At 67.5% G+C, this 16,137-nt stretch carries 23 protein-coding genes; all 23 read right to left on the minus strand.

All coding sequences use genetic code 11. The features are described 5' to 3' along the window. Positions 1 to 14 precede the first annotated feature (14 nt). Complete coding sequence (gene tatC / locus AC3A6J_RS22125) at positions 15 to 818, minus strand: twin-arginine translocase subunit TatC (protein ID WP_487862148.1); 804 nt, start codon at positions 816 to 818, stop codon at positions 15 to 17. Between the two features lie 72 nt (positions 819 to 890). Further along, positions 891 to 1,352 (minus strand): Sec-independent protein translocase protein TatB, encoded by a 462-nt coding sequence (gene tatB, locus AC3A6J_RS22130; RefSeq protein ID WP_487862149.1) that lies wholly within the window; start codon positions 1,350 to 1,352, stop codon positions 891 to 893. Between the two features lie 13 nt (positions 1,353 to 1,365). Then, positions 1,366 to 1,617 (minus strand): Sec-independent protein translocase subunit TatA, encoded by a 252-nt coding sequence (tatA, locus tag AC3A6J_RS22135; RefSeq protein ID WP_487862150.1) that lies wholly within the window; start codon positions 1,615 to 1,617, stop codon positions 1,366 to 1,368. Between the two features lie 62 nt (positions 1,618 to 1,679). Beyond that, a complete protein-coding gene (locus tag AC3A6J_RS22140; protein ID WP_487862151.1) occupies positions 1,680 to 2,039 on the minus strand; it encodes a histidine triad nucleotide-binding protein in 360 nt (119 codons plus the stop codon). Continuing rightward, positions 2,029 to 2,418, minus strand: a complete 390-nt coding sequence (locus tag AC3A6J_RS22145; protein WP_487862152.1) for a DUF4870 family protein — start codon at positions 2,416 to 2,418, stop codon at positions 2,029 to 2,031. Before AC3A6J_RS22145 ends, AC3A6J_RS22140 begins: the two co-directional genes overlap by 11 nt. Before the next feature lie 10 nt (positions 2,419 to 2,428). Beyond that, on the minus strand, positions 2,429 to 2,815 hold the full coding sequence (locus AC3A6J_RS22150; RefSeq protein ID WP_487862153.1) for a phosphoribosyl-ATP diphosphatase: 387 nt from the start codon (positions 2,813 to 2,815) through the stop codon (positions 2,429 to 2,431). Beyond that, a complete protein-coding gene (gene hisI / locus AC3A6J_RS22155) occupies positions 2,812 to 3,210 on the minus strand; it encodes a phosphoribosyl-AMP cyclohydrolase (protein ID WP_487862303.1) in 399 nt (132 codons plus the stop codon). The genes AC3A6J_RS22150 and hisI overlap by 4 nt, the downstream gene beginning before the upstream one ends. A 21-nt stretch (positions 3,211 to 3,231) precedes the next feature. Continuing rightward, positions 3,232 to 4,011, minus strand: coding sequence for an imidazole glycerol phosphate synthase subunit HisF (hisF, locus tag AC3A6J_RS22160; RefSeq protein ID WP_487862154.1), 780 nt, complete (start codon positions 4,009 to 4,011; stop codon positions 3,232 to 3,234). 20 nt (positions 4,012 to 4,031) lie between these two features. Further along, entirely contained in the window at positions 4,032 to 4,868 is an 837-nt protein-coding gene (locus AC3A6J_RS22165; protein ID WP_487862155.1) for a D-hexose-6-phosphate mutarotase, read from the minus strand. A 30-nt stretch (positions 4,869 to 4,898) separates the two neighbouring features. After that, the gene (locus AC3A6J_RS22170; RefSeq protein ID WP_487862156.1) at positions 4,899 to 6,089 is read right to left on the minus strand and encodes an AAA family ATPase; all 1,191 of its coding nucleotides are present in this window, start codon (positions 6,087 to 6,089) and stop codon (positions 4,899 to 4,901) included. A gap of 51 nt (positions 6,090 to 6,140) precedes the next feature. Then, the gene (gene hisA, locus AC3A6J_RS22175; protein WP_487862157.1) at positions 6,141 to 6,893 is read right to left on the minus strand and encodes a 1-(5-phosphoribosyl)-5-[(5-phosphoribosylamino)methylideneamino]imidazole-4-carboxamide isomerase; all 753 of its coding nucleotides are present in this window, start codon (positions 6,891 to 6,893) and stop codon (positions 6,141 to 6,143) included. Positions 6,894 to 6,958: 65 nt separating this feature from the next. Then, on the minus strand, positions 6,959 to 7,618 hold the full coding sequence (hisH, locus tag AC3A6J_RS22180; protein ID WP_487862158.1) for an imidazole glycerol phosphate synthase subunit HisH: 660 nt from the start codon (positions 7,616 to 7,618) through the stop codon (positions 6,959 to 6,961). Between the two features lie 21 nt (positions 7,619 to 7,639). Further along, positions 7,640 to 8,263 carry an imidazoleglycerol-phosphate dehydratase HisB gene (hisB, locus tag AC3A6J_RS22185; protein ID WP_487862159.1) on the minus strand — a complete coding sequence of 208 codons (624 nt, stop codon included), beginning with the start codon at positions 8,261 to 8,263 and terminating at the stop codon, positions 7,640 to 7,642. Then, entirely contained in the window at positions 8,260 to 9,348 is a 1,089-nt protein-coding gene (gene hisC / locus AC3A6J_RS22190; RefSeq protein ID WP_487862160.1) for a histidinol-phosphate transaminase, read from the minus strand. The genes hisB and hisC overlap by 4 nt, the downstream gene beginning before the upstream one ends. Further along, positions 9,345 to 9,716, minus strand: coding sequence for a hypothetical protein (locus AC3A6J_RS22195; protein WP_487862161.1), 372 nt, complete (start codon positions 9,714 to 9,716; stop codon positions 9,345 to 9,347). The genes hisC and AC3A6J_RS22195 overlap by 4 nt, the downstream gene beginning before the upstream one ends. Before the next feature lie 38 nt (positions 9,717 to 9,754). Next, a complete protein-coding gene (gene hisD / locus AC3A6J_RS22200) occupies positions 9,755 to 11,077 on the minus strand; it encodes a histidinol dehydrogenase (protein WP_487862162.1) in 1,323 nt (440 codons plus the stop codon). A gap of 15 nt (positions 11,078 to 11,092) precedes the next feature. Then, entirely contained in the window at positions 11,093 to 11,734 is a 642-nt protein-coding gene (gene hisG / locus AC3A6J_RS22205) for an ATP phosphoribosyltransferase (RefSeq protein WP_487862163.1), read from the minus strand. A gap of 28 nt (positions 11,735 to 11,762) precedes the next feature. Further along, positions 11,763 to 13,055 (minus strand): UDP-N-acetylglucosamine 1-carboxyvinyltransferase, encoded by a 1,293-nt coding sequence (gene murA, locus AC3A6J_RS22210; protein WP_487862164.1) that lies wholly within the window; start codon positions 13,053 to 13,055, stop codon positions 11,763 to 11,765. Positions 13,056 to 13,102: 47 nt separating this feature from the next. Further along, positions 13,103 to 13,345: a BolA family protein gene (locus tag AC3A6J_RS22215; protein WP_487862165.1), complete on the minus strand. Its 243-nt coding sequence runs from the start codon at positions 13,343 to 13,345 to the stop codon at positions 13,103 to 13,105. A 7-nt stretch (positions 13,346 to 13,352) separates the two neighbouring features. Next, the gene (locus AC3A6J_RS22220; RefSeq protein WP_487862166.1) at positions 13,353 to 14,117 is read right to left on the minus strand and encodes an ABC transporter permease; all 765 of its coding nucleotides are present in this window, start codon (positions 14,115 to 14,117) and stop codon (positions 13,353 to 13,355) included. Further along, positions 14,114 to 15,061, minus strand: a complete 948-nt coding sequence (locus tag AC3A6J_RS22225; protein ID WP_487862167.1) for an ABC transporter ATP-binding protein — start codon at positions 15,059 to 15,061, stop codon at positions 14,114 to 14,116. The genes AC3A6J_RS22220 and AC3A6J_RS22225 overlap by 4 nt, the downstream gene beginning before the upstream one ends. Positions 15,062 to 15,158: 97 nt before the next feature. Further along, on the minus strand, positions 15,159 to 15,431 hold the full coding sequence (locus AC3A6J_RS22230) for an STAS domain-containing protein (RefSeq protein WP_487862168.1): 273 nt from the start codon (positions 15,429 to 15,431) through the stop codon (positions 15,159 to 15,161). Between the two features lie 4 nt (positions 15,432 to 15,435). After that, positions 15,436 to 16,095, minus strand: coding sequence for an MlaC/ttg2D family ABC transporter substrate-binding protein (locus tag AC3A6J_RS22235; protein ID WP_487862169.1), 660 nt, complete (start codon positions 16,093 to 16,095; stop codon positions 15,436 to 15,438). Positions 16,096 to 16,137 lie beyond the last annotated feature (42 nt).

Raw genomic sequence — 16,137 nt, forward strand, 5'->3', positions numbered from 1 at the left:
CCGCAGGGCGCCGGTCAAACCGAGGAGTCGACGCTTTCCTCGTCGGGCTTCTTGGTGCCCTGTGCGAAATAGCGCGCACCGATGATGCCCACCTCGTACAGCAGGCACATCGGCACCGCCAGCGCGAGCTGCGAGATCACGTCGGGCGGCGTGAGCACCGCGGCAATCACGAAAGCCATGACGATGAAGTAGCCACGGAACGAGCGCAGCTTCTCGATCGTGACCATGTTGAAGCGCACCAGCAGCATCACCACGATCGGCACCTGGAAGGCCACGCCGAAGGCGATGTAGAGCGAGAGGATGGCCTCCACGTACGAAGAGATGTCGGGCGTGGCCGCCACCGCGTCGGGGGTGAAGTTCTGGATGAAGCCGAACATCTTGTCAAGCACGAAGAACTGCACGAACGCGATGCCTCCATAGGCCAGCAGGCTGCCGAAGAAGATCAGCGGCAGCGCGAAGCGCTTTTCGTGGCTATAGAGCCCCGGCGCGATGAACATCCAGGCCTGGTACATGAGCCAGGGCAGCGTGAGCAGCACCGCCGTCATCATCAGCACCTTGAGCGGCACGAAGAAGGGCGAGAACACGCCGATCGCGATGAGCTTGGCATCCGGCGGCATGTGCGCGCGGATGGGCATGGCGATCAGGTCGATCAGCCCGCCTGGGCCCGGCCAGATGGCGAGCAGCGCGCCCGCGATCGCCAGGCCGTAGACGCAGTAAAGCAGCCGGTCGCGCAGCTCGACCAGGTGCTGCACGAACGGCTGTTCGGTGCCCGCCAGCTCGTCTTCTGCGTCTTTGTTCTTGTTGTCGGAATCGGCCATGGGGGAGGAAGAAAGAGCGGGGAAAACGTGGCTCCGGCCGGCGTTCGGCGCACGAGGAACGCTGCGGATTCGCTAGTTGATCTTGCGGGGACGGTAGCGCGCCACGCGCGCCGCCCCGGACAGCGCCTTGGTGCGCATGCCATTGCGGGCCTTATACCACTGCGGCGTGGCGCCCTGCTTCAGCCGCCAGTTCTTGCGCGGGTGCCTGTATTCGGGCACCGACAGCTCGGGCTCGGCCAGCGCCGAGAGCGTTTCGCCCGAAGAGCCCGACAGCTGTTTCTCGAGATCGCTCGCGCCCGTGTGGATGCTGTGCTCCACGTCGCGCGCCGCGTCCTCGACCGTGGTTTTCATCTTGCGGAGCTCGTCGAGCTCCATCGACCGATTGACCTCGGCCTTGACGTCGTTCACGTAGCGCTGCGCCTTGCCGAGCAGCATGCCGACGGTGCGGGCCACCCGCGGCAGCTTTTCGGGTCCGATGACGATCAGCGCCACGACGCCGACCAGCGCCAGCTTCTCAATGCCGAGGTCGAGCACTTGCGGACGGCGCTCAGGACTTCTGACGTGCTTCGACGTCGATGGCCGACTTGTCGCTGTTGGCCGGGGGCTGGCCGGTCACTTGCGCGGTCGGGGCGGGTGCGGCCGCGGAGGCGTCGGTCGAGCCGCCGTCCTTCATGCCGTCCTTGAAGCCCTTGACGGCACCGCCAAGGTCCGAACCCATGTTCCGCAGCTTCTTGGTGCCGAAGATCATGACCACGACGAGCAGCACGATCAGCCAGTGCCAGATGGAAAAAGAACCCATGGAAGACTCCTAAGAATGTGTCCGATTTTAGTCGGGGTAAGTGTGACAGTTTGGCTTATCGCTCAGCCGCGAAGCCAGGGCCGGGGACCGCCCATGACATGGACATGGAGATGCTGCACTTCCTGCCCGCCCTCGGCCCCGGTGTTGACGACCACGCGGAAGCCGCCTTCGGGATACGGCCTGCAGCCCTGCTCGAGCGCCAGCTTGGGTGCCAGGGTCATGATCCGGCCCATCAGCGCGGCGTCGTCCTCGGTGAGCTGCGCCATGGACGCGATGTGGCGCTTGGGCACCACCATGAAATGCACCGGCGCCCAGGGCGCGATGTCGTGGAAGGCGAACAGCTCTTCGTCCTCGTAGACCTTGCGCGACGGGATCTTGCCTTCGACGATCTTGCAGAAGATGCAGTTCGGATCAGATGACATCTTTGGGTTCCATGGCGCGGTTGTCGTTCATGCGGATCATGCCCTTGACGATCCGGTACAGGAACCACAGAGAGATCAGGCTCCAGGCGATCCAGCCCGGCACGAGCAGCAGCAGCCAGAGCCACGAGGTCACGATGTACAGCAGGCCGGCCCAGAGCACCGAGCGGATGCGCCAGCTGAAGTGCGAGGCCTGCCAGGTGCCGGCTGCGTTGTCGCGCTTGATGAAATCGATCAAAAGCGCCACCAGCAGCAGCGCCACCGAAGCCTGCATGCCCGGCAGCACGGCGCCGACGGCCACGACCAGGTGCAGGATGTAGCTGATCCAGCCCCAGGTCTTGAGCGACTCCTCGGGTTCCACGTTCACGATCTCGTTGGCCATGCCTGTCCTTTCAATCGTTGGATGCTTCACGCGCCTGCGCCTTGCGCAGGGCCTTTTCCTCGATACCGCTGGTGCCTTCGCGGCGCTCGAGCTCCGCGATGACCTCGGCCGGCGATGCGCCGTAGTGCGCCAACGCCACCATGGTGTGGAACCACAGGTCGGCCACTTCGTTCACTATTTTTGCGCGGTCGCCGCCATGGTCGGCGTCCTTCGCGGCCATCACGACCTCGGTGGCCTCTTCGCCGATCTTCTTGAGGAAGGCATCGGGGCCGCGGTGCAGCAGGCGCGCGACGTAGCTCTTCTCGGGGTCGCCGCCGCGCGCGGGCAGGCGGCTCTCGATGACCGCGGCCAGGCGTGCAAGGGCGTCCGAGGTGTTGTTGTTCACTGTGGCGGTCATTTGTAGATCGACTCCGGGTCTTTCAAGACCGGCTCCGTGACCGTCCAGCGGCCGTTCTCGTACTTGCTGAAGAAGCAGCTGTGGCGGCCGGTGTGGCAGGCGATGCCGGGCTCGTGGCCGCGCTGCGTCACCTTGAGCAGCACCACGTCGTTGTCGCAGTCGATGCGGATCTCGTGCACGGTCTGCACATGGCCCGATTCCTCGCCCTTGAACCAGAGCTTGCCGCGCGAGCGGCTGAAATACACGGCGCGGCCGAGTTCGGCGGTCTTCTCGAGCGCCTCGCGGTTCATCCACGCGAACATCAGCACGTCGTTGCTGCCCTGTTCCTGCGCGATCACGGGCACCAGGCCGTTCGCGTCCCACTTCACTTCGTCGAGCCAGTTCATGGCGCGTATTGTCCCACCCCGGGCAACGCCTCAGGTGCGCACCGGAATGCCCCGGGCGGCCATGCGGGCCTTGGCCTCGCCGACCGTGTGCTGGCCGTAGTGGAAGATGCTCGCGGCGAGCACCGCATCGGCGCCGCCGGTCTGGATGCCGTCGGCGAGGTCGTCCAGGCTGCCGACGCCGCCCGAGGCGATGACGGGCACGTCGACCGCGTCGCTCACGGCGCGCGTGAGCGCGAGGTCGAAGCCGCTCTTGGTGCCGTCGCGGTCCATGCTGGTCAGGAGGATCTCGCCCGCGCCGCGGCGCGCCATCTCGGTGGCCCAGGCCACGGCGTCGAGCCCGGTGTTCTTGCGCCCGCCGTGGCTGTACACGTCCCAGCCTGGTCCGCGGGTGGCGGCCTCCTCGGCGCTGCGGCGCTTGGCGTCGATGGCCACCACGATGCACTGGGCGCCGTATTTCTGCGAGGCCTCTTCGATCACCTGCGGATTGGCGATGGCGGCCGAATTGAAGCTGGTCTTGTCGGCGCCGGCATTGAGCAGCCGCCGCACGTCCTCGACCGTGCGCACGCCGCCGCCCACGGTGAGCGGAATGAACACCTGCGAGGCCACGGCCTCGATCATCGGCAGGATCAGGTCACGGCCGTCGCTGGTGGCGGTGATGTCGAGGAAGGTGAGCTCGTCGGCGCCCTGCGCGTTGTAGCGCGCGGCAATCTCCACCGGATCGCCCGCATCGCGCAGTTCGAGGAAGTTGACGCCCTTCACGACGCGGCCGCCGGTGACGTCGAGACAGGGAATGATGCGTTTGGCGAGCATGGTCGGTGAGAGGGAAAATTTCAAAGAACGCGCAGTTGCTGCCAGCCCTGCCATTCGGCACCGGGCATCAGCAGCACCTGCTCGTCGATGCGGGCAGCTTCGACGCAGAGCATGTGGCGAAAGCCGTCGTCGGGCATGTCGGCGAGTTTCGCACTGAGCGCGGCGCCCGGGTTCCAGACCACGGTTTCGCTGCAGCTCGCGCTCTGGGAGATCTCGAGCGTGCCGCCGGGCTGCACGAGCTGGAGCGGTTGCGCGGGCGCGGCGTAGACGCTGTCGAACTCGGCATCGAAGCGCAGCGCCGGCGCCGTCTCCACGTGGCGATCGTCGCGCACCGAATCCCAGCGGTTCGCACCCTGCAGACCCTCCAGGCGCACTTCGGCGATGTCGTCGACGCACAGATAGGTGTGCAGCGCCGCGGCAAAGCTCAGCGGCGCAGAGCCCGTGTTGAGCAGCACGAGCGCGATGCGCAGCCGCCCCGGCGCCATGGCCAGATGAAGGCGCGCCTCGAAAGGATGGGGCCAGAGGCTGCGGGTGGCGTCGCTGTCGCGGAGGCGCAGCACCCAGTCGCCCGACGTTGCGTCGATGCCGCGGTCTTCCCAGGGCAGGTTCCGCATGAAGCCGTGCTTGGGCAGCGTGCCGCGCTGGTTGAACTGCGGGCAGCAGATGGGCACGCCGCCGCGGATGGCAGACTTTCCGTCGAACACCGCGCGCGGGCTCAGGTAGAGGCGCTCCACCCCATCGGCCGTGACCCACGAGAGCGCCTGCGCCCCGTGCAGCGACACCGTCAGCAGGCTGCCGTCGGCACCCGCGGCGCGAAGGGCCGGCTGGCCGCGAAACTCGATCGAGCTGATATCCATCGGGGAATTGTAGGCAGCGGCCCGCCCCGGTCAGCGCGCCGGCCACGCCCAGCGCGGGATCTCGCTCATGTCGAGGTTGGCAATGCGGGTCTCGCCCAGCCGCTTCTCGAGCACCACCGGCTGTACGGGGGTGCCGTCCTGCGCCGCATCCTCGAGCGCGGCGATGAGGCGCGCGGCGTGCGACACCACGATGACCTGCGACGCGCGCGCGGCGTGCGCGACCAGCCGGCCGAGTGCAGGCAGCAGGTCGGGATGCAGGCTGGTCTCGGGCTCGTTGAGCACCAGCAGCGCCGGCGGGCGGGGCGTGAGCAGCGCGGCGATCCACAGCAGGTAGCGCAGCGTGCCGTCGGAGAGCTCGGCGGCCGTCAGCGGGCGCAGCAGGCCGTGCTGGTGCATCAACGTCTCAAAGCGGTCCTCGACGGTGCGCACCTCGAGGCGCGCGCCCGGAAAGGCATCGTCCACCGCGCGGTCGAGCGCCTCGCCGTCCCCGATCTCGCGGATGGTCTGCAGCGCGGCGGCCAGGTCGGCGCCATCGTCGGCAAGCACGGGCGTGTAGGTGCCGAGCTGGGGCTGGCGCGCGGGCGCGCCGGCATCGGAGCGGAAATGGTCGTAGAAGCGCCAGGAGCGCATCTGCTCACGCAGCGTCAGCATCTCAGGCGCGGCCTGCGGATCGGCGAACTCCGTCATCATGCTCGCGAAGTGCGCGACCGGCCGACCCACGGGCGTCCAGCCGCCGCCGCGCTCGGCGCGCAGCCTCAGCGAGGCGCCCTTGCGGTCGACGAGCTGCGTCGACGCACGCAGCAGCGGGCCGCTCCAGATCGCCTCGTGCTTGATCTGCGGGTCGCGGTTGAAGCGGCTGCCGTCGCGCGGAATCGGCAGGCCGATGTCGATCGCGTAGCCGAAATCGTCACTGGCCGCGCCCGCGAAGCCCAGGCGCAGATTGACCGGCTCGCTGCGCACGGTGCCCTGCACCGGATGCTCCCCGCGCAGCATGGCGGCCGAGAAGCGCTCGGGCCCGGCCCACAGCGTGGAAGAGAGCCCGCCCTCGCGCACCAGCGAGCGGATCACGCCGCCGCTGGCGATCTCGGCCAGCAGGCGCATCGCGCGGTAGACGCTCGACTTGCCGCTGCCGTTCGGCCCCGTGACCACGGTGAGCTGCGCGAGCGGCACCGTGAGCGCGCGCAGCGACCGGTAGTTGGCGATGGCAAGCGCAGAGAGCACGTTGGAAGGACTCCGCTGGCGCGCCCGGAAAGCGGCCGGGAAGTCCGCTGTCTACGGCTGTCCGGCGCCCGCGAGCTCGTCGGCCCGCGCCTGCGCGGCCGCGAAGTCGAGGTCGCCCGAATAGATCGCACGCCCGCAGATCACGCCTTCGACACCCTCGGGCTCGACCGCGCAGAGCTTGTCGATGTCGGCCATGTTCGAGAGGCCGCCCGAGGCGATCACCGGGATCGTCAGCGCCTGCGCGAGCCGCACGGTGGCTTCGATGTTGATGCCCGAGAGCATGCCGTCGCGGCCGATGTCGGTGTAGATGATCGACTCCACGCCGTAGTCCTCGAACTTCTTGCCGAGGTCGGCCACCTCGTGGCCCGTGAGCTTGCTCCAGCCATCAGTGGCGACCTTGCCTTCCTTGGCGTCGAGCCCCACGATGATGTGGCCGCCGAAGGCCACGCAGGCGTCCTTCAGGAAGCCGGGGTTCTTGACCGCGGCGGTCCCGATGATCACGTAGCGCAGGCCGTCGTCGATGTAGCGCTCGATGGTGTCGAGGTCGCGGATGCCGCCGCCGAGCTGCACCGGGATGTCGTCGCCGACTTCCTTCAGGATCGCCTTGATGGCCGCGTGATTCTGCGGCTTGCCGGCGAAGGCGCCATTCAGGTCGACCAGGTGCAGCCGCCGCGCGCCGGCGTCGACCCATTTGCGGGCCATGGCGGCGGGGTCTTCGCTGAAGATGGTGGACTGGTCCATATCGCCTTGCTTGAGGCGTACGCAGTGGCCGTCTTTGAGGTCGATCGCTGGGATGAGGAGCATGAAAGTGGCGCGAGTGGGCGAAGAAAGGGCTGTCGGATGGCGAAGCCCAGGCGAGGGAATGGTGGTCAGGGATTCCAGTGAAGGAAATTTCGGTAGAGCTGCAACCCATGGTCCGCACTCTTCTCGGGATGGAACTGGGTGGCAAAAATATTATCGCGTGCGATGGCAGCGGTAAAGCATGCCCCGTAATCCGACTCGCCCACGCTGTGCCGCGCGTCCGCCGGCCGGGCATAGAAGCTGTGGACGAAATAGAAGTAGCTCAGGTCCGGCACGCTGGCCCACATGGCATGCGCATGCGCCTGGCGCACCTGGTTCCAGCCCATCTGCGGCACCTTGAAGCGGCTGCCGTCGGGCTGCAGGCGCCCGGCGAGATCGAACTTGACGACCTCGCCCGGAATGAGGTCGAGCCCCTCGGTCGGGCCTTCGTCGCTGCGCGACAACAGCATCTGCATGCCGACGCAGACGCCGAAGAGCGGCTTGGCCGCCGCCGCCTCGAGCACGCTTTCCATCAGCCCCGACTCGCGCAGTTCGCGCATGCAGTCGGGCATGGCGCCCTGCCCCGGCAGCACCACGCGTGTGGCCTGGCGCACCACCTCGGGATCGGACGTCACGAACACTTCCACGCCCGCCAGGTCGGCCGCATGGCGCACGGCCTGCGACACCGAGTGCAGGTTGCCCATGCCGTAGTCGACCACGGCGACGGTGTTTGCTGCTACAGATTTCATAGCTTCATAGCGCCGCTTGGCTCAGAGCGAGCCCTTGGTCGACGGGATCACGCCCGCCGAGCGCGGGTCGAGTTCGAGCGCGCTGCGCAGCGCGCGTGCGAAGGCCTTGAACACGGTCTCGCACTGGTGGTGCGCATTGATGCCCTTGAGGTTGTCGATGTGCAGCGTGACGAAGGCATGGTTCACGAAGCCCTGGAAGAATTCGTAGGTGAGCTGGCTGTCGAAGGTGCCGATCATGCCGCTCGTGAACGGCACGTGCATCTCCAGGCCCGGGCGGCCCGAGAAATCGATCACCACGCGGCTCAGCGCTTCGTCGAGCGGCACATAGGCATGGCCGTAGCGGCGGATGCCCTTCTTGTCGCCCACGGCCTTGGCCACGGCCTGGCCGAGCGTGATGCCGACATCCTCGACGGTGTGATGGCCATCGATGTGAAGGTCGCCCTGGCAGTCGATCTCGAGGTCGATCAGCCCGTGGCGGGCGATCTGGTCGAGCATGTGGTCGAAGAAGCCGATGCCCGTCGAGAGCTTGGCCTTTCCGGTGCCGTCGAGATTGACGCTCGCGGTGATCTTGGTCTCGGCGGTGTTGCGCGTGACGGAGGCGGTGCGCGCGGCGGTGCCGGTGTCGGCAGGCTGTGGGGTGGTCATAGTGAATCTTCGAGGGCCGCGAGCATGCGCGCATTCTCGTCGGCGGTGCCGACAGTCAGGCGCAGGCAGTTTGCGAGCAGTTCGTGCATTTTAGAAACGTTCTTGACCAGGATCCCGCGGCTCTTCATGCCCTCGAAGGTCTTCGCAGCGTCGGGCACGCGCACCAGGATCATGTTGGCGTCGCTGGGCCAGGTCTTGACGCCCGGCAGCCGTCCCAGGCCCATCATGAGCCGATGGCGCTCGTCGCGGATCTGCCGTGCCTGCGCCTCGAACACCTCTGCATGCTCGAGCGCGAACAGCGCGCACTCGCAGTTGAGGACGCTGATGTTGTAGGGCGGGCGCACCTTGTCGATCTCGGCGACCAGCGCGGCCGGCCCCATGAGGTAGCCGAGCCGGATGCCGGCGAGACCGAACTTGCTGAGCGTGCGCATCAGGAGCACATGGCCGTGGCGCGCGATGCGGTCGATGTAGCTGCGGGCGGCGAAGGGCTGGTAGGCCTCGTCGATGACCACCAGCCCACCCTCGGCGCCCTGGGCTTCGACGATCCTCTCGATCGCCGCGTCGTCCCAGAGGTTGGCGGTGGGATTGTTCGGATAGGCGAGGTAGACGATGGCGGGCTTTTCGCGTGCGATGGCGGCGAGCATCGCGGCCTCGTCGAGCTCGAAGTCCGCCGTGAGCGGCACACCCACGAAGCGCAGGCCCTGCAGCTGGGCGCTCATGGCGTACATCACGAAGCCGGGCACGGGCGCAAGCACTGCGGCGCCGGGCTTGTCGCAGGCGATGGCCAGCAGCGAGATCAGCTCGTCCGAGCCGTTGCCGAGCATCAGGGCGAAGCCTTCGGGCATCTGCGCATGCGCCGCCAGCGCGCGCTGCAGGTCGGTGCCGCGCTCGCCCGGATAGCGGTTGAGCGCCAGCGCGCCGAGCCGCGCGCCGAGTTCGGCCTGCAGCGACGTCGGCAGGCCGAAGGGGTTCTCCATGGCGTCGAGCTTGACGAGCCCGCGTGCATCCTGCACTGCATAGGCGTGCATGGACTGCACGTCGGAGCGGATGCGGTCGATCGGACGGACAGGCGGGGAAGTGGTCATTTTGTGCAGCGGTAGCTGTTGCGGAGGGCGCCGGCCATGACCAGCTGGACTGGCATGTCGGCTTCATAGGTGTCGGCGTTGCGGCTCAGTTCGGTCTGGTAGAGGGAGCGCGCCATCGCGGGTTCGAGCCGGCGGTCTTCGACGCAGAAGAGCGGTTTCTGGCCGTTGCGCTGCGAGGACTCCACGCCTTCGCGCAGGCCTTCGAGCAGGCCGACGAGGTAGTAGCTCGCATAGGCCTTGCCGTCCTTCTCGCCGGCTTCGAGCGTGCGCAGTTCGCGGATGCTCATGGCCTGCGCCATGCCCGCGGCTGCAAGCAGCGCCAGCAGCACGGCCGCCGTGCGCGGACGATGAAAACGGCGTCTGGCCATCGTGCGTGCCTCTCCTGGCGCAATGAAATGGGCCGGACTCAGGCCTTGCGAAGCCGCAGCCGCGCCGCTTCGGCATGGGCCTGCAGGCCTTCGCCCTCGGCCAGCGTCACGGCGATCGGGCCGAGCACCTGCGCTCCGGCCTCGCTGACCTCGATCAGGCTCGAGCGCTTCTGGAAGTCGTAGACACCGAGCGGGCTCGAGAAGCGCGCCGTGCCGCTGGTGGGCAGCACGTGGTTCGGGCCCGCGCAGTAGTCGCCGAGGCTCTCGCTCGTGAAAGCGCCGAGGAAGATCGCGCCCGCATGGCGCAAGAGCGGCTCCCAGTGCTGCGGCTCTCTGCTGCTGACCTCGAGGTGCTCGGGGGCGATGCGGTTGCTGATCTCGCAGGCCTCTTCCATGCTCCGGGTGTGGATCAGCGCGCCTCGGCCATTGAGCGAGGCGGCGATGATTTCGGCGCGCGGCATCGTCGGCAGCAGGCGGTCGATCTCGGCCTGCACGCGGTCGATGTAGGCCGCGTCGGGACACAGCAGGATGCTCTGCGCGAGCTCGTCGTGCTCGGCCTGGCTGAACAGGTCCATCGCCACCCAGTCGGGCGACGTGCTGCCGTCGGCCAGCACCAGGATCTCGCTCGGGCCCGCGATCATGTCGATGCCCACGGTGCCGAACACGCGGCGCTTGGCGGCCGCCACATAGGCGTTGCCGGGGCCGGTGATCTTGTCGACCGCGGGGATGGTGGCGGTGCCGTAGGCCAGCGCGGCCACGGCCTGGGCGCCGCCGATGGTGAAGGCGCGCGTCACGCCGGCCACGTAGGCGGCGGCGAGCACGAGCGGGTTCTTCTCGCCCCCGGGCGTCGGCACGACCATGATGATCTCGCCCACGCCCGCGACATGTGCGGGAATGGCATTCATCAGCACGCTCGACGGGTAGGCGGCCTTGCCTCCCGGCACGTAGATGCCGACGCGGTCGAGCGGCGTGACCTTCTGGCCCAGCAGCGTGCCGTCGGCGTCTCGGTAGCTCCAGCTTTCGCCCGAGGCTTTCTTCTGCGCCTCGTGGTAGCTGCGAACGCGCTGCGCCGCGGCTTCGAGCGCCTCACGCTGCGCGGCGGGAAGCGACTCGAAGGCCGCCTTGAGTTCGGCCTGCGTGAGCTCCAGCTGCGACAGCGTCGTCGCCTCGAGCCGGTCGAAGCGCCGCGTGTATTCAAGCACCGCCTCGTCGCCGCGCCGCTGCACGTCGGCCAGGATGTCGGCCACGACCTTCTCGATGGCCGCATCGGCATCCGCGGACCAATGCAGCCGCGCCTTGAATTCGGCGTCGAAGCCGGCCGAGGCGGTGGACAGTCGGGCGGGGGCTGCTTTCGGGGTCATGGCTTCGAAAAGAGATCAGGCAGAGGGAATGGCCGACGCGAAGGCGTCGATGATGCGGCGGATCGGCTCGCGCTTGAGCTTGAGCGCGGCCTGGTTGACCACGAGACGCGCGCTGATGTCCATGATGCGCTCGACCTCGACCAGCTGATTGGCCTTGAGCGTGTTGCCGGTCGAGACCAGGTCGACGATGGCATCGGCCAGCCCGGTGAGCGGCGCCAGTTCCATGCTGCCGTAGAGCTTGATCAGGTCGACGTGCACGCCCTTGCTCGCGAAGAACTCGCGCGCAAGGCCCACGTACTTGGTCGCCACCTTGAGGCGCGAGCCCTGGCGCACGGCCGAGGCGTAGTCGTAGTCGGCGCGCACCGCCACGCTGAGGCGGCAGGCCGCGATGCGCAGGTCGAGCGGCTGGTACAGGCCCTGGTTGCCGTGCTCGAGCAGCACGTCGAGGCCGGTCACGCCGAGGTCGGCGCCGCCGTACTGCACGTAGGTGGGCACGTCGGAGGCGCGCACCAGCACCACGCGCACGTCGGGCCGGGTGGTGCCGAGGATCAGCTTGCGCGATTTCTCGGGGTCTTCGGTGACCTCGATGCCGGCCGCGGCCAGCAGGGGCAGCGTCTCTTCGAAGATGCGGCCCTTGGACAGAGCAAGCGTGATCACGATTGCGACTCCTGTGATGCGAGGGTGATCATGCGGCGGCGGCTCCGGTCAGTCGTTCGATGTCGGCGCCGAGGCCGCGCAGCTTGGCTTCCATGCGGTCGTAGCCCCGGTCAAGGTGGTAGATGCGGTCGACCAGCGTCTCGCCGTCGGCCACGAGCCCGGCAATGACAAGGCTCGCTGACGCGCGCAGGTCGGTGGCCATCACGGTGGCGCCCGAGAGCTGCTCCACGCCCTCGACCATCGCCACCTTGCCTTCGACATGGATGCGGGCGCCCAGGCGCATCATTTCGTTCACATGCATGAAGCGGTTCTCGAAGATCGTTTCGGTGACCATCGACGCGCCGCGCGCGATGACGTTGAGCGCCATGAACTGGGCCTGCATGTCGGTCGGAAAGCCCGGGTATTCGGTGGTGCTGAAGCTTTGCGCCTTGAGGTGCCCGCTGGCCGGCGCGCTGGAGCTGATGCGCACGCCGCCCTCTTCCGCAGCGACCGTGCACCCGGCATCGCGCAGCTTGTCGATCACGGCCTCCATGTGGTCGGCGCGCGCATGGCGCAGGAGCACATCGCCGCCCGTCGCGGCCACGGCGCAGAGGAAGGTGCCGGCCTCGATGCGGTCGGCCACCACCGCATGCTCGCAGCCGTGCAGCTTATCGACGCCCTGAATGCGGATGTGGCTGGTGCCATGGCCTTCGATCTTCGCGCCCATGCGGATCAGCATCTCGGCCAGGTCGACGATCTCGGGCTCCTGTGCGGCGTTCTCGAGCAGGGTCTCGCCTTCGGCCAGCGCTGCGGCCATGAGGAAGTTCTCGGTGCCGGTCACGGTGACCATGTCGGTCAGGATGCGGGCGCCCTTCAACCGCGTGCGGCCGGCCGGCAGCCGCGCGAGCATGTAGCCGTGCTCGACCGCGATCTCGGCGCCCATGGCCTGCAGTCCCTTGATGTGCTGGTCGACCGGCCGCGAGCCGATGGCACAGCCGCCCGGCAGCGAGACCTTCGCATGGCCGAAGCGCGCGAGCAGCGGGCCCAGCGCCAGCACCGAGGCGCGCATGGTCTTGACCAGTTCGTAGGGCGCCTCGGGGTTGACGAGATCGCCGGCGTCGAGCCGCACCGTGCCGTTGTCGTCGCGTTCGGCCGTGACGCCCATGTTGCGCACCAGCTTGAGCATGGTCGACACGTCCTGCAGCCGCGGCACGTTGTGCAGCACCACGGGCTGGTCGGTCAGGAGCGCTGCGCACAGCTCGGGCAGTGCGGCGTTCTTGGCGCCGGAAATGAGTACCTCGCCGCGAAGCTGGCGCCCGCCGCGAATCAGAAGCTTGTCCATCAGGAATCCAGCGAATAGGGGCCGCTCGGCGGCCGTTGCTTGCTTACTTATTTGTCGATCGCCGCCCATTCGGCCGGCGTGTAGGTCTTCATCGAGAGTGCATGCACCTCGTCGGTGTGCATTTTCGCACCCAGGGTGGCGTAGACCCGCTGATGGCGCTGGATCGGGCGCTTGCCCTCGAATTCGGCCGAGACGATGGTGGCATACCAGTGCCGGCCATCGCCCTCGAGCGCGATGTGCTCGCAAGGCAGATGGGACTGGATGATGGCTTGAAGTTCTTCAGCGGTCATGGGGGTTTTAGCCTCTGATTTTGTAGCCGATGCGCAGCAGATGGACCGCGATCGCGCTGATCACGAGCCACGCCGCGCCGACGATGCCCAGGCTGAGCCAGGGCGAGGCGTCGCTCACGCCGAAGAAGCCGTAGCGGAAGCCGTCGATCATGTAGAAGAACGGGTTCAGGTGGCTCACTTTCTGCCAGAACGGCGGCAGCGACCCGATCGAATAGAACACGCCCGAGAGAAAGGTCATGGGCATGATCAGGAAGTTCTGGAACACGGCCATCTGGTCGAACTTCTCGGCCCAGAGCCCTGCGATGAGCCCCAGCGTGCCGAGCATGGCCGAGCCAAGCAGCGCGAACACCACGATCCAGAGCGGCGCCACGAAATTCGGCATCGCGAAGAACATGGTGACCACGAAGACGCCGAGTCCCACGGCCAGCCCGCGGATCACCGACGAGCCCACGTAGGCGAAGAACCAGCCCCAGTGCGACAGCGGCGTGAGCAGCACGAAGACCAGGTTGCCCATGATCTTGCTCTGGATGATCGACGAGGAACTGTTGGCGAAGGCGTTCTGCAGCACGCTCATCATCACGAGCCCGGGCACCAGAAAGGCGGTGTAGCTGACCGAGCCGTAGACCTTCACATGGTCTTCGAGCACATGGCCGAACACCATCAGGTAGAGCAGCGCGGTGAGCACCGGTGCACCGACGGTCTGAAAGCCGACCTTCCAGAAGCGCAGCGTCTCCTTGTAGAGCAGCGCGCGCCATCCCGTAACGGCCATCATCGGGACACCTCCAGCGGCGTCTGCTCGCCCGCCATCAGGTCGATGAACACGTCTTCCAGGTCGGCCTTGCGCATTTCCACGTCTTCCACCACGACGCCGGCCTCGCGGATCGCGGCCAGCAGTTGTTCGACTTCATGCGCGTTCTGCGCCGGCAGTTGCACGATGCGGCCGGTGATGCGCGCATGCTGGGCGATGGACCACGGAAGCATGGCGTCGGTCTTGAAGCGCAGCACATTGCTCGCGGCGGACTTGAGCAGCTCGCTGGTGCGGTCCAGCGCGATCACGCGGCCGAGCTTGAGCATCGCGATGCGGCTGCACAGCGCTTCGGCCTCTTCGAGGTAATGGGTGGTGAGCAGCACGGTGCTGCCCTGCTTGTTGAGCCTGGCGACGAACTGCCACAGCGTCTGGCGCAGTTCGACGTCGACGCCGGCCGTGGGCTCGTCGAGCACGATGACCGGCGGCTTGTGCACCAGCGCCTGCGCCACCAGCACGCGGCGCTTCATGCCGCCCGAGAGCTGGCGCATGTTGGCGGTGGCCTTGTCGGCCAAGCCCAGGCTTTGCAGCAGCTCGTCGATCCAGGCCTCGTTGTTCTTGATGCCGAAATAGCCCGACTGGATGCGCAGCGACTCCCGCACGTTGAAGAACGGGTCGAACACCAGCTCCTGCGGCACGATGCCGAGCTGGCGCCGCGCTTCGGCGTAGTCGCGCTGCACATCGAAGCCGTGCACGCTGATCGCGCCGGCCGTGGGCCGCGACAGGCCCGCGAGCATGCTGATCAGGGTGGTCTTGCCGGCGCCGTTGGGACCGAGCAGGCCGAAGAATTCGCCCTCCTCGATCTGGAAGCTGACGTCGTCGACGGCGCGCAAACCCTGCTGGCCTTGGGCCCGCTGTTGTCTGGAGGGGGGATAGGTCTTGGAGACCGACTGGAATGAGATCGCGGGCATGGGAGCCGGCGATTTTACGGGCGCGCCAGTTTGCACGCTGGACGCAGGCCCGATGCCCTGCGCTGGCGCCGGCCGATGCGGCGATCCGGAAGGCGGCTCAGGGCGCCGCCGGCAGCAGGCTCGCGACGCCGTACAGCGCCGCCAGCTCGCGCAGTCGGGGCGGCAGTCCCTTGACCGCGAAGCCGCGGCCGATCGCGCTCGATTCGCGCCGGCATTCGAGCAGCACCGCAAGCGCCGAGGAGTCGAACTGCGCGAGCGCGCTGGCGTCGACCACTGTCGACGTATCGGTCTGCCCCGCGAGCCCCTGCTGCAGCATGCGCATGCAGGCCGGGGCGTCGTCGTGCGTGAGCTTCGAGGGCAGCACCAGCATGGCGTCAGCTCCGGCCGCTGTTGCCCTTGTTGCGCGCGGCGAGCGCTGCAATCAGGCCATCGATGCCGCGGGCGTTGATTTCCTGCGCGAACTGCGTGCGGTAGGTGTCGACCAGCCAGACGCCCAGCACATTGAGGTTGTAGACCTTCCAGCCACCGCCCTGCCCCGGCGTCTTCTCGAGCCGGTAGTCGAGCTGGACCGGATCGCCGCGGCCCTTGACCTCGGTGCGGACCAGCACTTCGTTGTCTTCGGTCGAACCGCGGAACGGACGCACCGTGACGCTCTGGTCGCTGACCTGGTCGAGCGCGCCCGCGTAGGTGCGCACCAGCAGCGTCTTGAACTCTTCCTGCAGGCGCTTCTGCTGCTCCGGCGTGGCCTGGCGCCAGGCCGGGCCCACCGCGGACGCCGTCATGCGCTGGAAGTTGACGTTGGGCATGATCTTGCTGTCGACCAGCAGCATGATCTTGTTGATGTCGCCGGCCTTGATCGAGGTGTCCGCCTTGATGGTCTCGAGCACGTCGGTCGACAGCCGCTTGACGAGCGCGTCGGGCGCCTCGTCGGCCGCATGCGCGGGACGCACGAAGGCGGTGGCGGCGCCCACGAGCAGTGCGCTGGCCAGTACGAGCCGGCCGAAGCCGCGGCGTTGCAAGATCTTGTTGTTCATGAAAACCCCTTCAAGTTGAAACTCCTGCAGGGCCGCGCGATC

This window comes from Variovorax sp. Soil_C_39, assembly GCF_057656815.1.